The following is a 19,146-nucleotide window of genomic DNA, read 5'->3' as shown; positions in this document are numbered from 1 at the left end:
AAATGGTTGGTTTGTTTTCGGGGCGCCGGCGGCGTCTCGTTTGGAGAAGTTAGGGATTCATGGGAAAAACCGTCAAGCGGGAACCCTTTTTCAGCCGCTCTTCCTGCCAGACTGGGTCTTCCTTAATAAATCGGCTTGTCAGGCGCGCTCCAGCCCGTTGCCTAGGGCTGTCAATGACTCAACGCAACGCCAGAACCCCCGAAACTCACGAGTTCATGCCCGCCGATTATTTTCGCCGGGCGGAAAAATCGGAGATTTTCACGAAGGATCAGCCCTTGGAGGTCGATCTCGGCTGCGGTGATGGGTCGTTTCTCCTCGGCATGGCGGAGCACCACCCCGAGCGCAATTTTCTCGGAGTGGAACGCCTGCTCGGGCGGGTCAAAAAAGTCTGCAAGCGCGCCAAACGGGGGCAGCTCGACAATCTCAAGGTGCTGCGTCTCGAAAGCCGCTACACCGTCGAATGGCTGCTGGGACCCGGCTCGGTGTCGCGTCTCCACCTCCTCTGCCCCGACCCATGGCCGAAGGCCCGACATCATCGCCGACGGCTGATTCAGCAGGAATTTCTCGAAGCCGTCCATGAGGTGCTGGAACCCGGCGGCGAGTTCCTCTTCAAGACCGATCACGACGAGTATTTTGAGTGGGCTGAGGAAAAGGTCGCGGATTTCGGCCGATTTGAGTCGCTCGAATGGCCCGAGGAGGCATTTTTTTACCCGAAAACCGACTTCCAGATCCAGTGGGAAGCCGAGGGGAAACGACTTCAGGGGCTTCGCCTCAGAAAGAGCCAGGCTTCTCCAACCTGAGCACTTTCCCGTCCACGAAGCCTTTCAACAGCAGCGCTCCCTCGTCCAGAACCCCACTGACCGCACCGCTCTCCCCCTGGTGGAAAACCTGGACTCCGCGAGCCTCGCAGGACTCCCGCCACCAATCCGGAATCCGTTCGGCCGACGGGAAATTTGAGTGAGTGGCGATCACGACCCGGGCGCCGGTGGCTTCCAGAAACCGGACACCCAGCGACGCGTCATGGATGTGGCGTCCGGCCACAATCACGTCCGCCGCAAGCCCGGCACCCCCTTCCATCATCGCCCGCTCGCTCGCCCAACCCGCATCGCCCATGAAAAGGATTCTCCATCCATGCCAGTGGAGCATTACCGGCATCACCCGCTGATCCGCGACATCATTCCAGTTCCAGGCATCCGGCTCCCAGACGACCTCGAGCTCCGCCCCATTCCCCAGCCCATAGCTCCGGCCTCGACGTCCCCGGATCATTTTCACGCCCCGCTCATCTCCCGCGCTGAGCATTGCCCTGAAGTTGGAACTCTTGGCCCTCAGCACAGGCACCAGACCTTCCGTCATGGGAAAGGCGTCGACCGCTGCGGTCATTCCCCCGACATGCCCACCGTCCGGGTGCGTCACCACGAATTTATCCGGCCGCAGCGCCATCCCGCGCAATGAGCGCATCACCACGCGGTCGAAGCTCCGTCGGCTTCCACTGTCAATCAGCACGCAAGCCTCCTCGCCTTTCCACACCGCCGCCCCGTCCCCACCCACGTCATACACAATCAGGAACTCGTCGGCCGGACGCCCCCGCGGCACGGCAAAATTGCCCCCCGGCACCGCTGCGCCCGTCTTTGCGATCGTTAAAGCCGAAGCCGCCAGAAATCCGTTCGCTGCATTGATCCTCTCCGACACGCCCGGCAGAGGTGACACCGCCGCCGAGAGCAGTGCCAGCCCCAGCAAAGGGAAAACCACCACGAACAAGGCGACACTCGCCACGATCGAAACCGGCGTCATCAGACCGAAATGCAGCGCCGTCAACGGAGCCGACCCCAACCACGCCGAGCTTGAAACCGTCAGCATGTCCGCCATCCAGCGCCGAAATCCAAACCATCGTTCCCGCCAAGGACCATACAGAGAACGCGGGAGGTAGGGCTCCTCCCAGCGAATCCACGCGAAGGCCCGGCCGACAGTGCGATGCAGCATCCCGATGGCAAAAACGACTCCGAACGACAGCTGCACGCCGGCCTGAAACAACAGGTCGCCATCGCGCAGCAGCATCAGCAGGGCCGCCAGACCCAGGGCATTGATCACATCCGGACGTCGACGGAACCAAAACGCTCCAAGCACCACCGCCGCCATCCAGGCCGCGCGCATCGCCGGCGGCTTCATGCCGGTCAGCCAGGCGTAACCCAGCATCAGGATAATCAGGGGAACCACGGCCCCGCGACGGGACGCCCCCGCCATTCTCAAAACAAACCATCCGATCAACCCCACCATGCCGACATGCAGCCCGCTCACCGCGAAGACATGCAGCGTCCCGCTTCGGCGAAAGGGATCGATCAGCACATCGTCGTCCGGGTGCTCGCCAAGCACCACCGCTCGAATCACCGCTGCCTCACGGGAAAGCGGATCCAGGCCGCGCGTTACAGACTCCCGGAACCCCGCCCGGATCCCCTGGCCGAGCCGATGCCATGATGGCGGGGGTTCCACGACTCTCAACCTTCCGTTCGCCTGGAAAGCGGCGAAAGCCCCTCGTCTCGTCAACCACGGACGCAGATCAAACTGCCCGGGATTGCGAGGCCCTTCGATGGGCTGATAGACCCCATTCCCGGCCACCACCGCCCCGGAACCAGCCGCCTGCCCACGAGCAAGAATCCACACCCGGTCACCGGTCGCCACCACTTCCGCCAGCGCCGCCCACCCGCCAGCCGCACTGCGCGGCTCCTCTAGCAAGCGGGCCTCGATGGGCCCGGCCATCCCGTCCCCCATCTCCTGCATCAAAGCGCCGCGTCGGGCGACTTCCGAAAAATGCGATGTCCCTGCCACGAGTGCCAGCCCCACGGCTCCCATCAGCACCCACCACTTTCGCGCGGAAATCAAGAGAACCAACAGGACCGCGGACCCCGTCAGCCCCACCAAACACCACCCATCCGCAGCCAGCACGGCCGCTGCCGCCATGGCGGCAGCCCACAGCAACGGATGGCGCTCCACCGCCCGGCGAAGCGACTTTTCCATTGGCTTAAACGACGCCCCAATCGTGGAGTTTCGCCCGGGCGTTTGCCGAATGGCGGGTTTCCGGGAACTGCTCCATGACTTGCTGGAGGATCGAAACCGCCGTCGCCTGATCCCCAAGATTCTGCTGGTGGATTTCCGCCAGACGGAACATCAGGTAAGCTGCATCATTTTCTTCCCAAGCCTGGCCTTCGATCGCCTGACGCAAGGTCGATGCCGCACCCGCCGGATCGGAGAGGTTATCCCGCTGGATTTTGGCGATTTCCACATAAGGCAAGCGATTCATCGGCTCGGCCGCCGCCGCTTCGCGGAACGCCGCAATGGCTCCCTCGTAATCACCCTGCGCCAGCTTCGCCCGCGCATCGTGCATCACATCGTCCTCCACCATTTCCGCGCTATCATACACCGCGTGCGTGAAACGGTGGGCCATTGCAGGCAGCACATCGATGACGAAAATGATCCCCACCAGCCCGGCTGTTAGAAAGGCCAGCAGAATCCCCGAGAGCGTTTTCTGTCCCTTCACACTCTCCACATCTTCCCGCATGCCGGGAACTTTCTCCTGCTCCTCGACGCTGCCCTCCATTTCGATCCGATCGATCTCGGCCTCGAGTTGTTCGACCTCGCCGACACCGGACTTCATGAACCACAGCCAGCCACCACCGATCGCGAGTCCCAGTACAATATAGATAAACCACTTCATGTTGAGGTGGACTCTAGCAGAGCCCCCCCACCCCACGGAAATCAAAATCCACCAACTGACACCGTAAGTCGTGGGGCGAAAACCGGAACGTCACGAATTTCCGGATTTCCCGGCCGGATCCGCCGGCATATCAGCTGCTCAAACCTTCCTGGCCGCCCGACCTTCGTCGATCAGCTTCCAAAAATGTTTCGACTCCGCCAGCTCCTCGTCTTCCGCCAGAGGAATCTTCGAACGGAACACAAAATCGGAGAATGTCCCCTTGTGAAGCACCCGGTGAACCACCACCGAGCTGTCCTTCACCTCAAAATAAACCCGCCAATCCTCGGCCCGGTAGCGGTAAAGCTTCTTCCCATCGCGCTCGATCTTGCCGAAGCGCTCACCATCCAAATTATCCAGATCATCCTGGGTCACTTTGAACTGATCCATCAAATCAAGCTGCTCAAGGGTATCGAGCCGAGACAACTCGGCCGCACTGATTTCATTGAAAACGATCTGAAACACGCTGGGAAACTTATGAGCCCGCCAGCGCATTCCAAGCGCCAAGTTTCCTCACCCGCCCAGCTCAGGCCAGCCCCGCTTCGCGAAAGCGAATCGCCCCAACCGCCGTGTCATAAATCAAAAAACCTGCGAGGGGCCACAAAAGACAAAATGGCCGCTTTCGTCACTTTATCGATGGAAACCTGATGCTGAAACCTCAACTCCGACGAACACGCCCAGACATCATGAATCGCGCTCATCCACCTGATGAATCCCAGTGACCACCGCTCATGGACCACGGCCCAAGCTTCATTCGTGGCACGCCCAGTGCTGAAAGGCCGAGCACTGACCCTCGATCCTCAGCTCAAAAAATCAAGCTGAAGAATCTGCGGTTCATCCAACCAACAACCACAACAAGAACTGATGAAAAATCAATCCACCGGCAACCTCCGCTTCGCAGCCATCACTGCGGCACTTGGTGCAGGTCTCAGCTCCGCCGCCCTCGCCGGCACCCCTGAGCCAGCCCCCATGATGACTCCAGTAGCAGCCGATGATAGCGTCGTTTCCGGAAACCTCAGCCTGGACCTCAACTCCCACTTCATTTCCTACGGTTTTGATGTCTGGGGTGGTGGTGACAGTTTCGGCGGTGATTCCACCTTCAATCCGGCTCTGGAACTGAATTTCGCCTTTACTGAGAACTTCACGGCCATCCTCGGAACCTGGTGGGACGTCAATGACAACGCCGGATCGCCGATCGGTGGTGATCTTCAGGAAGTTGATGTCTGGGCTGGAGGCTCCTACGCCTTCGGTGACCTCAGCGTTACCGCCCTCTATCAGGCATGGATGTATGGTGGCGATACCGAGCACATCCTCGATATCTCGCTCGCCTACGATTGCTTCCTCAGCCCATCGGTCACCTTCCACAACCGCCTCGATGCTGGCGCAGCTGCTGCCGGCGGATCGCAGGACGGCACCGTGATCGTTCCAGGAATCGAATACGGTTTCGATCTGGGTCCTGTCTCCTTTGCAGTCCCACTCAATGCCGGATTCTTCCTTGATGATGGCTTCCACGGCTTCGACGCCCTCGGCAATGTGACCGACTCCGGCTTCGGCTACGTTTCGATCGGTCTGAACGCCTCCTACGCCATCCCTTGCGACGAGCGCTTCGGCGCGTGGGACATCCACGGTGGTGTGACGTACTACAACACCCAGGAAGACGTGATCAACAACCCAAGCGACAGCTTCTTCACTTGGAACGTTGGCATCGGTTGCTCGTTCTAAATCTCCCCCAAACCAAAAGGCCCTGCAGAACAAACCCTGCAGGGCCTTCTGGCTCTAATAACCTAACAAAAAGAATCATGAAAATCTCCCGCTCAAAATTCCTCAAAGGAAGCCTTGCCGCCGCAACCCTCGCGAGCATCGGTTTCACCCACGCTGAAGAAGAAACCGTCAAGGTTGGCGTGCTCCACTCCCTCAGTGGCACCATGGCCATCTCCGAAGTCTCGCTTCGTGATACCCTCCTTTTCACTTTCGATGAAATCAACGCCGCCGGCGGCGTGCTTGGCAAAAAGATCGAGCCAATCGTCGTCGATCCCGCGTCCGACTGGCCGACTTTTGCCGAGAAAGCCGAACAGCTTCTCGTTCAGGACAAAGTCGCCGTGACTTTCGGCTGCTGGACATCCGTTAGCCGCAAGTTCGTTCTTCCGGTTTACGAAAAGCACAACGGCCTGCTCTTCTACCCCGTCCAGTACGAGGGCGAGGAGATGTCACCTAACATCTTCTACACCGCCGAAGCCGTCAATCAGCAGGCCATCCCTGCCGTCGACTACATGCTCGAAGAAGGCTTCAAGAAGTTCTACCTCGTCGGCACCGACTACGTCTACCCGCACACCACCAACACCGTGCTCGCCGAGTACCTTCAATCGAAGGGCATCCCGCTTGAGAACATCGGCGGTGGCGTCCACAAGGACGACAAGGGCAACGTCATTGCTCCCGGCAAGTATACCCCCTTCGGCTTCTCCGACTACCAACAGATCGTTGCTGAAATCAAAGCCTTCGCCGCTTCCGGTGACGCCTGCGTGATCAGCACCATCAACGGTGACTCGAACGTTCCCTTCTTCAAGGAGTTCGCCGGATCCGGCCTCACCTCGGAAGACTGCCCGGTTGTTTCCTTCTCGGTCTCCGAGGATGAATTCCGCGCTTTCCCTGCTGAGAAGCTCGTCGGCCACCTCGGCTGCTGGAACTACTTCATGTCGATCGACACCCCTGCCAACAAGAAGTTCAAAGACAACTTCCAGGCATGGTTGAAGAAGACCGACGTTGCCGGCATCAACAAGGAAGGTCGCGTGACCTGCTCACCGATGGCTCTCTCCTACTGCGGTGTCTACCTCTGGAAGGCTGCGGTTGAAAAGTGCGGCTCCTTCGATGTCGACAAGGTTCGTGAAACTCTCGAGAGCGGCGAAATCTCCTTCGATGGCCCACTTGGTAAGATCACCTCGATGAAGAACCATCACTTCGTCAAGAATGTCTACATCGGCGAGACCCTTGAGAACGGTCAGTTCGAGATCATCAAGACTTTCGAACAAGTCCCGGCCGAACCCTTCCTCAAGGGCACTTTCAAGAAGGACTAACAAGTCCATCCCATCATTTCCCTTCGGTTGCTGAGAAGGGTTGACCGGCACCCAGGCGGAGCGCATTCCGTCCGAGTGCCGGTCTTTTTTTGCTTAAAGTGAAACTGTCATCTTTTTCCACCGCTTAGGCATGAAATCAGCTCATGGGAGACCTGCTCATGAAACGGATCTTCCTAACACTCCTTTCCCTGCTCCTCGTTTGGTCGCATGCCAACGCGCAGGATGATCAGGAAGTCACACCGCCGACTTCCGCTCGCGAGGTCCTTTCCAACCTGATCCTCGAGAACGGCGAAGAAGATGCCATCCTCGAACAACTCAGCGAATTCGGCGACCCGATCATTCAGGAAGTCGTCGCGGCCTGGCGGATTGGAAAAATCCAGATCGCCAAGGAGGGAGAATCCTCCATCGCCCTCATCGAACGCGATGACGCCCTCTACGAACTCCTCACCGATTCTCCCTATACCGGCGACGTCAGCGGTGCGGAGAAGAGCCGGGCCAGCCGCTCGCTGCGCAAGAAGCTCAGTCGCCTGGTCGACGTCATCGACCTGGTCTCTCCCGATCTGAACGTTCGCGCCGACGCCGCCCTCAAGCTCGGCTCCAGCCAATCCCCCGACTATCTCCCCGCCCTCAAAGCCAACCTTCCAAAGCAGAAGAACTCGAAGACCAGGGAAGCTTTCGAAGAGGGCATTCAGATCTCCCTGCTCGCCAACGGCACGGTCGCCGAAAAAATCACCTCGCTCGAAGGACTCACCGAATCCCCTTCCGTTTATGCCCGCAGCTTCATTGAAAAGCTGGCCGCGGATCTGGAGGGAGATACCAGCGAAGACGCGGCCATCCTGCGCAGCAAAGCCCAAGCCGCCCTGAAGGCCACCGCATCCCACGAAAAGAAGATCGAGAACTTCGGCACCCTTTTCCGCGGGCTCAGCACCGGCTCCGTCCTGCTCATCGTCGCCTACGGCCTCGCCATCACCTTCGGCCTGATGGGCATCATCAACATGGCCCACGGCGAGTTCATCGCCATCGGCGGATATACGGTATTCGTCGTACAAAACTGGTTTGCCAGCACCTACGGCGTCGGCACCGCCGTCTACGAAAGCTACTTTCTCTGGGCCATCCCCATCGCCTTCCTCACCGCCGCCTTCTTCGGGGCGCTGTTAGAGATCGGCGTCATCCGTTTCCTCTACAAACGCCCGCTCGAATCCCTGCTCGCCACCTGGGGAATCTCGATGCTCATCCGTCAGGGCCTGCGCATGAAGTTCGGCTCGACCAATGTGATGGTCGATGCCCCGCAGTGGCTCTCCGGAAACGTTTCGATCGGCGATGTCACCATGCCCTATGCCCGACTCTTCGTCATCGGTTTCGCGGTCGTCGTCGTCTTCATCACCTGGTTCATCCTGCGCCGCACCAAGATCGGCCTGCACATACGCGCCACCATGCAGAACCGCCAGATGGCCTCCTCCCTGGGCATCCCCGCCAAGCGCGTCAACCTCTTCACTTTCGCCTTCGGCTCCGGCCTCGCCGGGCTCGCCGGCGCCTTCCTTTCCCAGATCGGCAACGTCGGTCCGGAGATGGGCCAAACCTACATCGTCGACAGTTTCATGGTCGTCGTCATCGGCGGCGTCGGCAACCTCCTCGGAGCCGCGATTTCCTCAATGGGCATCGGCATGTTCGACCAGGGCCTGCAACCAATCCTCGGCCCGGTCCTCGGCAAGGTCCTCGTGCTCATCGCGATCATCCTCTTCCTCCAGTGGCGCCCCGGCGGCCTTTTCCCATCACGCTCCCGCAGCCTCGACGATTAATCCATCATGTTGTCCGACACTCACAAACAACGCGTCGAATGGGGCATCGTGGCTCTCGTAGCCATGATCACCCTGATCCTCCTTCCGTGGTTCAACACCTTCGACAAGGAGTCGCTCCTCCACGTTTCCAGCTTCCAGCTCCGCGTTTGGGGGAAATACCTCTGCTTTGCGGTGCTCGCCATGAGCCTCAACCTGCTGTGGGGCTACACCGGCCTGCTCTGCCTCGGCCAGAACCTCTTCTTCGCGCTCGGCGGCTACGCGCTCGGCATGCACATGATGCTCATGATCGGCGCCGACCCGGTCTACAACAGCCCGCTTCCCGACTTCATGGACTTCCAGGGCTACGCTGAGCTGCCGGCCCACTGGAAGCCTTTTGAAAGCTTTCCCTTCGCGGCCTTCGCCATCATCTGGGTGCCCGGGATGTTAGCCTTCATCTTCGGCTTCCTCGCCTTCCGCTCGCGGATCAAGGGCGTCTATTTCTCGATTCTAACACAGGCCCTCACCTACGCCGCCTGCCTGCTCTTTTTCCGCAATGAATTCACCTTCGGCGGCAACAACGGCTTCACCGACTTCAAGACCCTCCTCGGGGCCGACCTCCGCACCGCGGAAACCACCCGCACCATCTTCATCGCCAGCGCGGTGCTGATGATCGGCACCTACCTGCTCATTGGATGGCTTCTGAAAACCAAGTTCGGGAAAGTCCAGCAGGCCATTCGCGACAGCGAAAACCGCGTCCGTTTCTCCGGCTACTCGACCACCTCCTTCAAGCTCTTCATCTTCACCCTCTGCGGCATCATCGCAGGCCTCGCCGGCGCGCTCTACGTTCCACAAGTCGGCGCCATCAACCCCTCGCTGATGCGCACTTCGTACGGTCTCGACATCGTCGTGTGGGTCGCCGTCGGCGGACGCGGCACCAAATATGGACCCGTCATCGGCGCGATCCTCGTCAACCTCCTGCAAAGCTACTGCAACCGCTACTTCGCCGAATACTGGATGATCATCCTCGGCGCGCTCTTCCTGATCGTCGTCCTCTTCATGCCTAACGGCATCGTCGGTCTGCCGGCTCAGTTCCGCGCGATGCGCGACAAATGGAACAAGCGTCAGCAATCCGAAGCCACCGAACCCGCCACCGATACCCCATGAAATCCTCAGCGCTTCATCGCGATACCGACCTCATCCTCTCGGTCGAAGACGTCAACAAGACCTTCGACGGCTTCAAGGCCATCTCGGACCTGAACTTCTACCTCGGCGACGGTGAACTGCGCACCATCATCGGACCCAACGGCGCGGGCAAATCGACCTTCATGGACATGATCACCGGACGCACCCGACCCGACACCGGCAAGCTCACCATGCACAAGCCCGACGGTCATGACATCGACCTCAGCAAGCTCCCCGAGTTCAAGATCAACCGCCTCGGCATCTCGCGGAAATTCCAAACGCCGAGCGTCTACACCCAGCACAGCGTCTACGACAACCTGCTGCTCTCGCTCCCCCGCTCGCGCACCCTTTTCTCCAGCATCTTCTACAAGGAAAGCGCCGCCGACCGTGCCGCCATCGAAGAAGCGCTCGAAACCATCCGTCTCCAGGACCTCCGCCATGAAATCGCCGGCAACCTATCCCACGGCCAGAAACAGTGGCTCGAAATCGGCATGCTACTCGCGCAAAAGCCGTCGATCCTCCTCGTCGACGAACCCGCCGCCGGCATGACCGACGACGAAACCGAACGCACCGGCGAGCTGCTCATATCCCTCGCGGGAAAGCACAGCCTGATCGTCATCGAGCACGACATGACCTTCGTCAAACAGATCGCCCGCGACGGCAAGGTCACCGTCCTTCACCAGGGCACCGTCCTCTGCGAAGGCAAATTCGACGAAGTCCAAAACAACCCGAAAGTCCGCGAAGTCTACCTCGGCCGCGGCAAAGCCGCCTAGGAGCGCCGACTTCAGTCGGCTTATCAACCCCGCCACGCAGCCCCGTCCCAGAACCCCAGCAACCGGACCACGCGACTCCAGCCGCGCCCACCCACCAACATCTCACCATGTCCGCCATCCTCACCCTCGACTCCGTCGAAGCCGACATCGCCGGCTCGCGCATCCTGCGCGGCGTCACCCTCGAAGTCCGTCCCGGCGAAGTCGTCGCCCTGATGGGTCGCAATGGCGTCGGCAAAACCACCACCCTGCGCACCATCTGCGGAGTGATTCCTAACCGAACCGGCAGCATCACCTATGAAGGCAAGCGCATCGACAAACTGGCCACTGACGTGCGTGCCCGCTCCGGCATCGCCCACGTTCCCCAAGGCCGCGACATTTTCCCCCACCTCACCGTCGGCGAAAACCTCCAGGCCGGACTCACCGTCAAAAAGCGCACCCGTGGTGCCGCCCGTGAAGCCCTCGAACGCGTCTACGCACTCTTTCCGGTCCTCAGTGAAATGACCAAGCGCAAGGGCGGCGTGCTTTCCGGCGGACAGCAGCAGCAACTCGCCATCGGCCGCGCCCTCCTAACAGACCCCAAGCTCCTCATCCTCGACGAACCCACCGAAGGCATCCAGCCCTCGATCATCGATCACATCGGCGACACGCTCAAGATGCTCAAGAAGGAAGGCACCCTCGCCATGCTGCTCGTCGAACAGTACGTCGATTTCTGCCGCGAAACCTCCGACCGCTTCTACGCCATGGACCGCGGCACCGTCGCCGCCTCCGGCAGCATCGAAGAACTCACCGACGAGCTCGTCAAAGAACACCTCGAAGTTTAAATAATGATCAGTCTTTGGAAATCAGGACCAAGATGGATAGGATCATTTCCGAAACCCAATTCTAAATCCCAGCCATCCGAGCCATCCTGGCCCCCAAACCGAAGCAATTCTCACTCACCAAAATAGAACCAAACCCTTCAATTTCCGTGTATTCCGTGCCTTCCGTGGTTCCCCCTCTTCCTTCAAAACCAAGAGACGCCGCAAAGCACGAAACCGTTTTGGCATTGGTAAATTGATCATTGGAAATTTGGAAAAATGCATCTTACCCCACGAGAAATCGAAAAACTCATGATCGTCACCGCGGCCGACCTGGCCCGTAGACGACAAGCCCGCGGCCTCAAGCTCAATTATCCCGAAGCCGTCGCCATCATCACCTACGAGATCATCGAAGGTGCTCGCGACGGCAAATCCGTCGCCACCCTGATGGACGAAGGCACCCGTCTGCTCACCCGCGACGACGTCATGCCCGGCATTCCGGAAATGATTCACGAAGTCCAGGTCGAAGCCACCTTCCCCGACGGCACCAAACTCGTCACCGTCCACCACCCGATTCCCTGACGGGAAATTTCCAATGCTCAATTTTCCAATGCCAAAACTTTAATGACTCCATTAAAATGATCCCCGGAGAAATCATCACCCCGAACGACGCGCCCGAGCTCGAAGCGAACGCAGGCCTCGACACGCTCGAACTTGCCGTCGCCAACACCGGTGACCGCCCGATCCAGGTTGGCAGCCACTTTCATTTCTTCGAAGTGAACAGCGCCCTCCAATTCGATCGCCCCGCCTCACGCGGCTACCGTCTCGACATCCCCGCCGGCACCGCCATCCGCTTCGAGCCCGGCGACGAACGTTCCGTCCCCCTCGTCGCCCTCGCTGGCCAACGCACCGTCCACGGCCTCAACAACCTCACCAACGGCCCTCTATAATCCCAGCGCCCGGACCGCCGACTTTAGTCGGCCTCACATCCCCAGCAAATTTCGCGTAATTTCGCTAATTTCGTTGTTAATAATCCCACATCCCCAGCCTTCGCGCCCTCGCCACCTTAGCGCTTCAACTTTTCTAACAGGATGAACAAAATCCCCCGCCGCCAATACGCCGAAACCTACGGTCCGACGACCGGCGACCAGATCCGCCTCGCCGACACCGAGCTCTTCATCGAAGTCGAACGCGACCTCATCGCCGAAAACGGCGGCTACGGAAACGAGATCAAATTCGGGGGCGGCAAGGTCATCCGCGACGGCATGGGCCAATCCCCCACCGCCACTTGCGACGAATCCCTCGACCTCGTCATCACCAACGCCACCATCCTCGACGCCACCCTCGGCGTCATCAAGGCCGACATCGGCATCAAGCACGGACGCATCGTCGGCATCGGCCACGGCGGCAACCCCGGCATCCAGGACGGCATCGGCTCGATCTACCCCGATCCTAGTACCGGCAAGCTCGACCCGATGATCGTCGGAGCCGCGACCGACGTCATTGCCGGAGAAGGCAACATCGTCACCGCCGGCGGGATCGACTCTCACATCCACTTCATCTGCCCCCAGCAGATCGAGCACGCCATCGCCTCCGGCGTCACCACGATGCTCGGCGGCGGCACCGGTCCCTCCACCGGCACCAACGCGACCACCGTCACCCCGGGCAAATGGTACATGCACCGCATGCTCGAAGCCGCCGACGCCTACCCGATGAACCTCGGTTTCCTCGGCAAAGGCAACGCCTCCACCGAGGCCCCGCTCGAAGAACAAATCGTCGCCGGCGCGATCGGCCTCAAGCTCCACGAAGACTGGGGCACTACCCCCGCCGCGATCGACACCTGCCTGACCGTCGCCGAAAAATACGACGTCCAGGTCGCCATCCACACCGACACCCTCAACGAGTCCGGCTTCGTCGAAGACACGCTTAAAGCCATCGGCGGCCGCACCATTCACACCTACCACTCCGAAGGCGCCGGCGGTGGTCATGCGCCCGACATCATCAAGGTCTGCTCGCACCCGAACGTCCTGCCGTCTTCCACCAACCCGACGCGTCCCTTCACCGTCAATACCCTCGACGAGCACCTCGACATGCTGATGGTCTGCCACCATCTTGACTCGAAGATCCCCGAGGACGTCGCCTTCGCCGAAAGCCGGATCCGTCCGCAAACCATCGCCGCCGAAGACATCCTCCACGACCTCGGAGCGATGGCGATGATCTCATCCGACTCGCAGGCCATGGGCCGCGTCGGCGAAGTCGTCACCCGCACCTGGCAGACCGCGCACAAAATGAAGGTGCAGTTCGGTAAGCTCGAATCCGACGAGCACCCCGCCGCCGACAACTTCCGCGCACTCCGCTACGTCGCCAAATATACCATCAACCCGGCCCTCGCCCACGGCATCGGCCACGAAGTCGGCTCGATCAGCATCGGCAAGCTCGCCGACATCGTGCTCTGGAGGCCCGCCTTCTTCGGCGTCAAACCCGAACTCATTTTGAAAGGTGGCATGCTCGCCTGCGCCAACATGGGCGACCCCAACGCCTCTATCCCCACTCCGCAGCCGACCTTCTACCGCCCGCAGTTCGGCGCCCACGGAGGCGCCCGCACCAGCACGTCTCTAACATTCGTCTCGCAGGCTGCGCTCGACGACGGCATCGCCGAAAAAGTGAACTGCCGCAAGCAGCTCGTCGCCGTAAAGAATTGCCGCAGCATCACCAAAGCGGATCTTCTTTTCAACGACGCCATGCCCGACATCGAAGTCGACCCCGAGACCTACACCGTCAAAGCCGACGGCAAAGTCCTCACCTGCGAACCCATGGCCGAACTCCCCATGGCCCAAAGATATTTTCTGTTCTAACAAGCCACCAAACCCCAGCGCCCGGACCGCCGACTTTAGTCGGCCTCTTCATCATCAACCCCAGCAAACCCATGCTCATCACCTCACTCCCTAACAGCCCCGACCTTACCCTTCCCGAGATCGAGATCAGCCTCGACCGCCACACGCTCCTCAAACGCCGCTGGCGCGCCACCGCCGCCGACGGCACGGACCTCGCCCTCGACCTCGAAGAACCCGTTTCGCACGACGCCACCGTCGCCGTCACCGACAGCGCCCGCTACGTCGTCAAACAGCGCCCCGAAGCCGTCCTCATCATTCCGCTTCCGGAAAGCACCGACGACGCCGCTCGCCTCGGTTGGTTCTTCGGCAACCAGCACCTTCCCGTCGAAGTCCGTCCCGACTGCCTCCTCGTCGAAGACCTCCCGACCCTCGCCGAGGCCATCCACCGCAATCACATCTCCCACCGTCGCGGCAACGAGATCTTCCAAGCCGACCCGCACTCCCGCTCCGCCGGCCACGGCCATGGTCACGATCATGGCCACGCCCACAGCCACGACGAACACGTCCATTCCCACGGCGGCCACGAGCACAGCCACGGCGATCACGAGCATTAAACGGAGCGCGGACTTTAGTCCGCCCGTCACACCAATCCCATGCCCGACACCTCCTGGCTCCCCGCGCTGCTTCAGCTCTCCGACTCGACTCTTCCCGTCGGAGCCTACGCGCATTCCTTCGGTCTCGAAGGTCTTGTCCAGATGGGTGCCGTCACCAACATCGATGATCTCGAGCGTTTCCTTACCCGTGAAATGCTGAGCAGTCTCAGCGAGGTCGAGCTACCCCTGATCCGTCATTCGCGTGCCGCCCTGGAAAGCAACGATCTCGCGGCCGTCACCCGCCTCGACCATTTGGCCTTAGCCACCCGTCCCACCGCCGAACTCCGTTCCGCCTCCACCCGCATGGGTCGCCAGCTCCTCAATCTCGCCCCCCAGCTTCTTGGCGAGGAACTCACCGAGTCCCCCGCCTGGCAACTCGTCCTCGACTCCATCCCCCACCGCCAAACTTCTACGGCAACTGCCGTACTTCATCATTTCCGCAAGGTCCCCTCCAATGCCGGACTCCACGCCACGACCTGGCAGACCCTTTCCGGGCTCGCCCAGGCCGGCCTGAAACTTCTTCATCTCGGCCCCGCCGGCATTCAGGGCATTCTCGCCCGCTGCTCCGAAGCCATCCCGACCACCGTCGCCGCCTCCATTTCCATCAGCGAAGCCGAGATCGGCTCGTTCACCCCACTCTGGGACATCGCCTCCTCCCGCCACCAACGCGCCCCCGCCCGACTCTTCATTTCATAATCACCATCCGAAAACCTTGGCGAACTTTGCGTCTTGGCGTTTCAAAACACTAAATCCAATAAACATATGTCTCTCATCCGAGTAGGAATCGGCGGCCCTGTCGGCTGCGGAAAAACCACCCTTTGTCGTGTCCTTTGTGAAGCCTTCCGCGATCGCTGCGACATGGCCGTGATCACCAACGACATCTACACCCGCGAAGACGCCAAGATGCTCGTCGAAGCCTCTGCCCTGCCACCCGAGCGGATTCTCGGCGTCGAAACCGGCGGCTGCCCGCACACTGCGATCCGCGATGACATCTCGATGAACCTTGAAGCTGTCGACGAGATGAAAAGCAAGTTCCCCGAGCTCCAAGTCGTGCTCATCGAGTCCGGCGGCGACAATCTCACCGCCACCTTCTCGCCCGAACTTGCCGACGTCTTCATCTACGTCATCGACGTCACCGAAGGCGACGACATCCCACGCAAGGGCGGCCCCGCGATCGCTCATAGCGACCTGCTCGTGATCAACAAAGCCAGCCTCGCCCCGCATGTCGGCGCCGACACCGAGCTCATGAAGCGCGACACCCTCGCCAAACGCGGCGACCGCCCCTTCCTCTTCACCGACCTCCGCAATGGCCAGTCCGTCGACGAGCTCATCGCCTGGTTCGACAAACACGTCCTCTTCACCGACCTAAAGTAGGCGGACCGCGCGACGCCGTCGCGCTCATCAAGCCCAGCCCGCATACCCGTCCGACCACTTCTTACTTTCTACTTCTCACTTGGCCCTTACTTCCAAATCCCTCGACTCCAACCTGCGCCTCGCCTTCGAGTCGCAGGCTGGCGTCACCCGTCTGACCCACCGTCAGGCCGGCGGGCTCTGCCACATTGGCAAGCCCTACTGGGACGGTCGTACTTTGCTCACCCAACTCATCAACCCCACCGCCGGCCTCTTTTCCGGCGACCGTCTCAAAGCCGACATCACCCTCGGCGAAAACAGCTCGGTCCTGCTCAGCTCCCCCAGCGCCTGCCGTCTCCACAGCATGGAAAGCGGCAGCTCGGAGGTCGTCCAGCAGTTCACCCTCGGCCCTAACAGCCACCTCGAAGTCCTCCCCGACCTGTTGATCCCCCAAGCTTCCTCCCACGGCAGCGTCCGCACCCGTATCGACCTCCACGAAAGCGCCTCGCTCGCCTTCCTCGACATCCTCGCGCCCGGCCGGCTTGCCCACGGGGAATCGCTCGCCTTCCGCCACTTTGCCACCGCTCTCGACATCTACCGCGACGGCCTACCGCTCGCTCGCGAGCGCGCCCGCCTCACCCCATCCACCGACGCCTGGCGTCTCCAGACCCACGTGGGCCAGCCTGCCTTCGTCGCCACTCTCTGGCTTCATCTTCCGCGAGTCGACGGTCTCTCCGAACTTCTCTCCACCGGTGAGTCTCTTCTTTCTGAAAAGACCATCCATGTCGGAGCCACCGAGCTCGCCCCTCATTTTGGAGTTTTTCGGCTGCTGACTCCCTGCAGCCTGTCCCTTCGGAAGGCCTGCTTGCATCTTCGCGAGCATCTCGCCCCAAGCATTCCGCAGCTTCTCACCCGTACTGGCAAATTCTGACTGGTACGCCCCCTGCTTTCGCAATCCACATAACATCATGAAAACCACCGTCCTAGCCACCGCCAGCACCCTTGCCATGATCGCCACCGCCGCCGCCCATCCCGGCCACGATCACTCCAATCTCAGCACTCCTGAGTTCGCCTGGCACCATCTCCTCACCGGCGGCTTCGTCGGCGTCGCCACCGTTTCTGTCGCCTGGTTCGGCTACCATGCTTTCAAAAAGCGCCGCGAGGTCGCTGCTGAAAGAATCAAGAAGCACTAGTCCTGCTTTGTCCCTGCGGCTTGCGGCAATGCGCGCATCCCTATCATCCATTTGCTCTCGCTGATCCGTCGGCAAACGCCTACATTCGGAGCGTGACCGCTCGAAAATTCTACGATTGGCAGACCGCTGGAGGCGCGGATGACGTCATGCGTCTGGTCGACTGCCTCGAACGCGCAGAAATTCCTTGGTGTGCCATCGGGGGAGTCGCGGTGAACCATTGGGCAGAAGAACCCATGGTCACCCAGGATGTCGATTTTGTGGTCACCTCCAATGACATCGAACGTTCCATCACCACCCTCACGGATGCCGGTTTCGAAGCAAACCGCTTCGACTGGTCGGTCAATTTCAAAGGTCAATCCAAAGTAAGCATCCAACTCAGCACGGAGGACGTTTATCTCACTTTCCCGGAACGTTCGGTCCCCGCCGATGTTCACGGCATTCTCCTTCGCGTCGCCTCACTTGAGGACACCTTAACGGGAAAGATCCTTGCCTGGCAGGATTCGAAACGGAGGCAGAGCAAGCGAATCAAAGATTTCGCCGATATCGCGCGTCTCGTAGAATCTCACCCCAAACTCTGGCAAGGCCTCCCCGAAGCCCTCAAATCCCAAATCGATGAACCCGTATAGCGTTGTTCCAGCGGTTCACCTCCACTCATTCCTCCCCATCCAGCGGATCCGGACACCGCGCCCTCAGCCGACATTTCCCGCAGAACTCCCCGAGAAAGAGTTAGTCCGTCCATTCCATCAGCCGCGTCACATCCTCCCGCTCGTCGGTGAGGAAGCCGGCTTCGAAGTTCCGCTTGTCCGGATGCTTAGCCCCCATTCCTGCGCCTGTTAGGTTCGGCGATCCCACGAAGGCCCGTCGCCCGTCCGCGATCACCGCCTTGGTGTGCACCCGCGGACACAGCGCCCGCTCGAACAGATCGCTCTCCACCAGCACCGGAAAGCGATCGAAGTCTTTCCGGAACATCGGGCCCGGCTCCTTGGCGTGGATCAACCTCACGCCCACCCCGTTCTCCACCAGATCCGCCAGCACCGAAAGCAGCGGCACCGCCCGCCGCCCGCGCACCACGTGCAGATCCTTGATGTCCGCCGTCACGATCCACAGAAACTTCTCCGCCCCGACCATCAGCTCTTCCACCACCCGGGTGTAGATCTCCTCATTCAGCAACAGCTCGCGCACGGCTGTTGTTAATCCATTTAAGTTCCACCCGCGAGGCCGAAGGCTTTGGACTGCGGTGGCAGCCTGCCCGCCATAGCTTTAGCGAAGGAGGGAGCGCAGCGGCGACACCGCTTTGCGAGCAAACGAGAGAAACCCATTTCACCACCGCACCTCCGTCTGAAAGCGCCCCACTATGCGAACCTCACCCCCAAAACCTCCACCAAGGCCGCGCGATCTTTCGGCAACACGGCTTCTTCGATTCCGCATCTCTTCTACCTCCATCAAGGCTGTCTTGGATTTCCTCATCCGGCATCAAGGATCCAGAATCCAACGGCATGTTTCTGTCCCAATCAAATTCCAAGCCATCGGCCCGGATCGCCTCTGTTGCGCACCCTTCAGCCGCCTCCTCCACCTGCCGAACTTCTTCCTCCGTAACGGGCTGACGAAAAACGTAACTTGTTCCCTCCGCGTCATTGCGTTTGAAAACCGCCGGTGCCGTCTCCCGACAAAGATCGCAGTCCGTGCACTGGTCATCGACGTAATACTTCCCTCGGGCTGAATGACGATCCCTCTCCCAAAAACCCTGAAGCTGCTCCTTTGTTGGCACCA

Annotated in this window: 20 protein-coding genes and 1 pseudogene; 16 read left to right on the top strand and 5 right to left on the bottom strand. The window is 60.4% G+C overall.

Annotation, left to right across the window (positions count from 1 at the left end; genetic code table 11):
- Positions 1-215: 215 nt before the first annotated feature.
- Positions 216-800 carry a tRNA (guanosine(46)-N7)-methyltransferase TrmB gene (gene trmB, locus ACFQY0_RS18025; protein WP_379715245.1) on the top strand — a complete coding sequence of 195 codons (585 nt, stop codon included), beginning with the start codon at positions 216-218 and terminating at the stop codon, positions 798-800.
- On the opposite strand, the gene ACFQY0_RS18020 is transcribed toward trmB, so the two are convergent.
- The 3 genes from ACFQY0_RS18020 to ACFQY0_RS18010 form a co-directional block, all read right to left on the bottom strand.
- Positions 772-3,012 (bottom strand): ComEC/Rec2 family competence protein, encoded by a 2,241-nt coding sequence (locus ACFQY0_RS18020; RefSeq protein WP_379715243.1) that lies wholly within the window; start codon positions 3,010-3,012, stop codon positions 772-774. The two genes, trmB and ACFQY0_RS18020, sit on opposite strands and share 29 nt — an antisense overlap.
- Positions 3,013-3,016: 4 nt before the next feature.
- On the bottom strand, positions 3,017-3,709 hold the full coding sequence (locus ACFQY0_RS18015; protein ID WP_379715241.1) for a tetratricopeptide repeat protein: 693 nt from the start codon (positions 3,707-3,709) through the stop codon (positions 3,017-3,019).
- Positions 3,710-3,847: 138 nt separating this feature from the next.
- The gene (locus ACFQY0_RS18010) at positions 3,848-4,210 is read right to left on the bottom strand and encodes a type II toxin-antitoxin system RelE family toxin (protein WP_379715239.1); all 363 of its coding nucleotides are present in this window, start codon (positions 4,208-4,210) and stop codon (positions 3,848-3,850) included.
- A 399-nt stretch (positions 4,211-4,609) separates the two neighbouring features.
- Here ACFQY0_RS18010 and ACFQY0_RS18005 point away from each other — a divergent pair, with 399 nt between their 5' ends.
- The 15 genes from ACFQY0_RS18005 (at position 4,610) to ACFQY0_RS17935 (ending at position 18,002) form a co-directional block, all read left to right on the top strand.
- Positions 4,610-5,467 (top strand): hypothetical protein, encoded by an 858-nt coding sequence (locus tag ACFQY0_RS18005; protein ID WP_379715237.1) that lies wholly within the window; start codon positions 4,610-4,612, stop codon positions 5,465-5,467.
- Between the two features lie 83 nt (positions 5,468-5,550).
- The gene (gene urtA, locus ACFQY0_RS18000) at positions 5,551-6,816 is read left to right on the top strand and encodes an urea ABC transporter substrate-binding protein (RefSeq protein ID WP_379715369.1); all 1,266 of its coding nucleotides are present in this window, start codon (positions 5,551-5,553) and stop codon (positions 6,814-6,816) included.
- 158 nt (positions 6,817-6,974) lie between these two features.
- Positions 6,975-8,615 carry an urea ABC transporter permease subunit UrtB gene (gene urtB, locus ACFQY0_RS17995; RefSeq protein WP_379715235.1) on the top strand — a complete coding sequence of 547 codons (1,641 nt, stop codon included), beginning with the start codon at positions 6,975-6,977 and terminating at the stop codon, positions 8,613-8,615.
- 6 nt (positions 8,616-8,621) lie between these two features.
- Positions 8,622-9,758: an urea ABC transporter permease subunit UrtC gene (gene urtC, locus ACFQY0_RS17990; RefSeq protein ID WP_379715233.1), complete on the top strand. Its 1,137-nt coding sequence runs from the start codon at positions 8,622-8,624 to the stop codon at positions 9,756-9,758.
- The gene (gene urtD, locus ACFQY0_RS17985) at positions 9,755-10,549 is read left to right on the top strand and encodes an urea ABC transporter ATP-binding protein UrtD (RefSeq protein WP_379715231.1); all 795 of its coding nucleotides are present in this window, start codon (positions 9,755-9,757) and stop codon (positions 10,547-10,549) included. The genes urtC and urtD overlap by 4 nt, the downstream gene beginning before the upstream one ends.
- A 107-nt stretch (positions 10,550-10,656) precedes the next feature.
- Positions 10,657-11,370, top strand: coding sequence for an urea ABC transporter ATP-binding subunit UrtE (gene urtE / locus ACFQY0_RS17980; RefSeq protein WP_379715229.1), 714 nt, complete (start codon positions 10,657-10,659; stop codon positions 11,368-11,370).
- Positions 11,371-11,625: 255 nt separating this feature from the next.
- Positions 11,626-11,928 (top strand): urease subunit gamma, encoded by a 303-nt coding sequence (locus ACFQY0_RS17975; protein WP_379715227.1) that lies wholly within the window; start codon positions 11,626-11,628, stop codon positions 11,926-11,928.
- A 56-nt stretch (positions 11,929-11,984) separates the two neighbouring features.
- Positions 11,985-12,296, top strand: a complete 312-nt coding sequence (locus tag ACFQY0_RS17970; RefSeq protein WP_379715225.1) for an urease subunit beta — start codon at positions 11,985-11,987, stop codon at positions 12,294-12,296.
- A 141-nt stretch (positions 12,297-12,437) separates the two neighbouring features.
- Positions 12,438-14,201 (top strand): urease subunit alpha, encoded by a 1,764-nt coding sequence (gene ureC / locus ACFQY0_RS17965; protein WP_379715223.1) that lies wholly within the window; start codon positions 12,438-12,440, stop codon positions 14,199-14,201.
- 71 nt (positions 14,202-14,272) lie between these two features.
- A complete protein-coding gene (locus ACFQY0_RS17960; RefSeq protein ID WP_379715221.1) occupies positions 14,273-14,794 on the top strand; it encodes an urease accessory protein UreE in 522 nt (173 codons plus the stop codon).
- A 39-nt stretch (positions 14,795-14,833) separates the two neighbouring features.
- On the top strand, positions 14,834-15,529 hold the full coding sequence (locus ACFQY0_RS17955) for an urease accessory protein UreF (protein WP_379715219.1): 696 nt from the start codon (positions 14,834-14,836) through the stop codon (positions 15,527-15,529).
- A 66-nt stretch (positions 15,530-15,595) separates the two neighbouring features.
- Positions 15,596-16,207, top strand: coding sequence for an urease accessory protein UreG (ureG, locus tag ACFQY0_RS17950; RefSeq protein WP_379715217.1), 612 nt, complete (start codon positions 15,596-15,598; stop codon positions 16,205-16,207).
- 79 nt (positions 16,208-16,286) lie between these two features.
- Positions 16,287-17,114: an urease accessory protein UreD gene (locus ACFQY0_RS17945; RefSeq protein ID WP_379715215.1), complete on the top strand. Its 828-nt coding sequence runs from the start codon at positions 16,287-16,289 to the stop codon at positions 17,112-17,114.
- A 37-nt stretch (positions 17,115-17,151) separates the two neighbouring features.
- A complete protein-coding gene (locus ACFQY0_RS17940) occupies positions 17,152-17,376 on the top strand; it encodes a hypothetical protein (protein ID WP_379715213.1) in 225 nt (74 codons plus the stop codon).
- 92 nt (positions 17,377-17,468) lie between these two features.
- Complete coding sequence (locus tag ACFQY0_RS17935) at positions 17,469-18,002, top strand: nucleotidyl transferase AbiEii/AbiGii toxin family protein (protein WP_379715211.1); 534 nt, start codon at positions 17,469-17,471, stop codon at positions 18,000-18,002.
- A gap of 100 nt (positions 18,003-18,102) precedes the next feature.
- Here ACFQY0_RS17935 and ACFQY0_RS17930 read toward each other — a convergent pair whose 3' ends face one another.
- Positions 18,103-18,558: a phospholipase D-like domain-containing protein gene (locus tag ACFQY0_RS17930; protein ID WP_379715209.1), complete on the bottom strand. Its 456-nt coding sequence runs from the start codon at positions 18,556-18,558 to the stop codon at positions 18,103-18,105.
- A gap of 340 nt (positions 18,559-18,898) precedes the next feature.
- A pseudogene (locus ACFQY0_RS17925) lies at positions 18,899-19,144 on the bottom strand (ferredoxin); the annotation flags it as partial.
- Positions 19,145-19,146: the final 2 nt, after the last annotated feature.

Source organism: Haloferula chungangensis, assembly GCF_042664875.1.
GTDB classification, from domain to species: Bacteria; Verrucomicrobiota; Verrucomicrobiia; order Verrucomicrobiales; family Akkermansiaceae; genus Haloferula; species Haloferula chungangensis.
The sequence above is the reverse complement of the archived record's forward strand: the minus strand, read 5'-3'. Positions and strand labels throughout refer to the sequence as shown.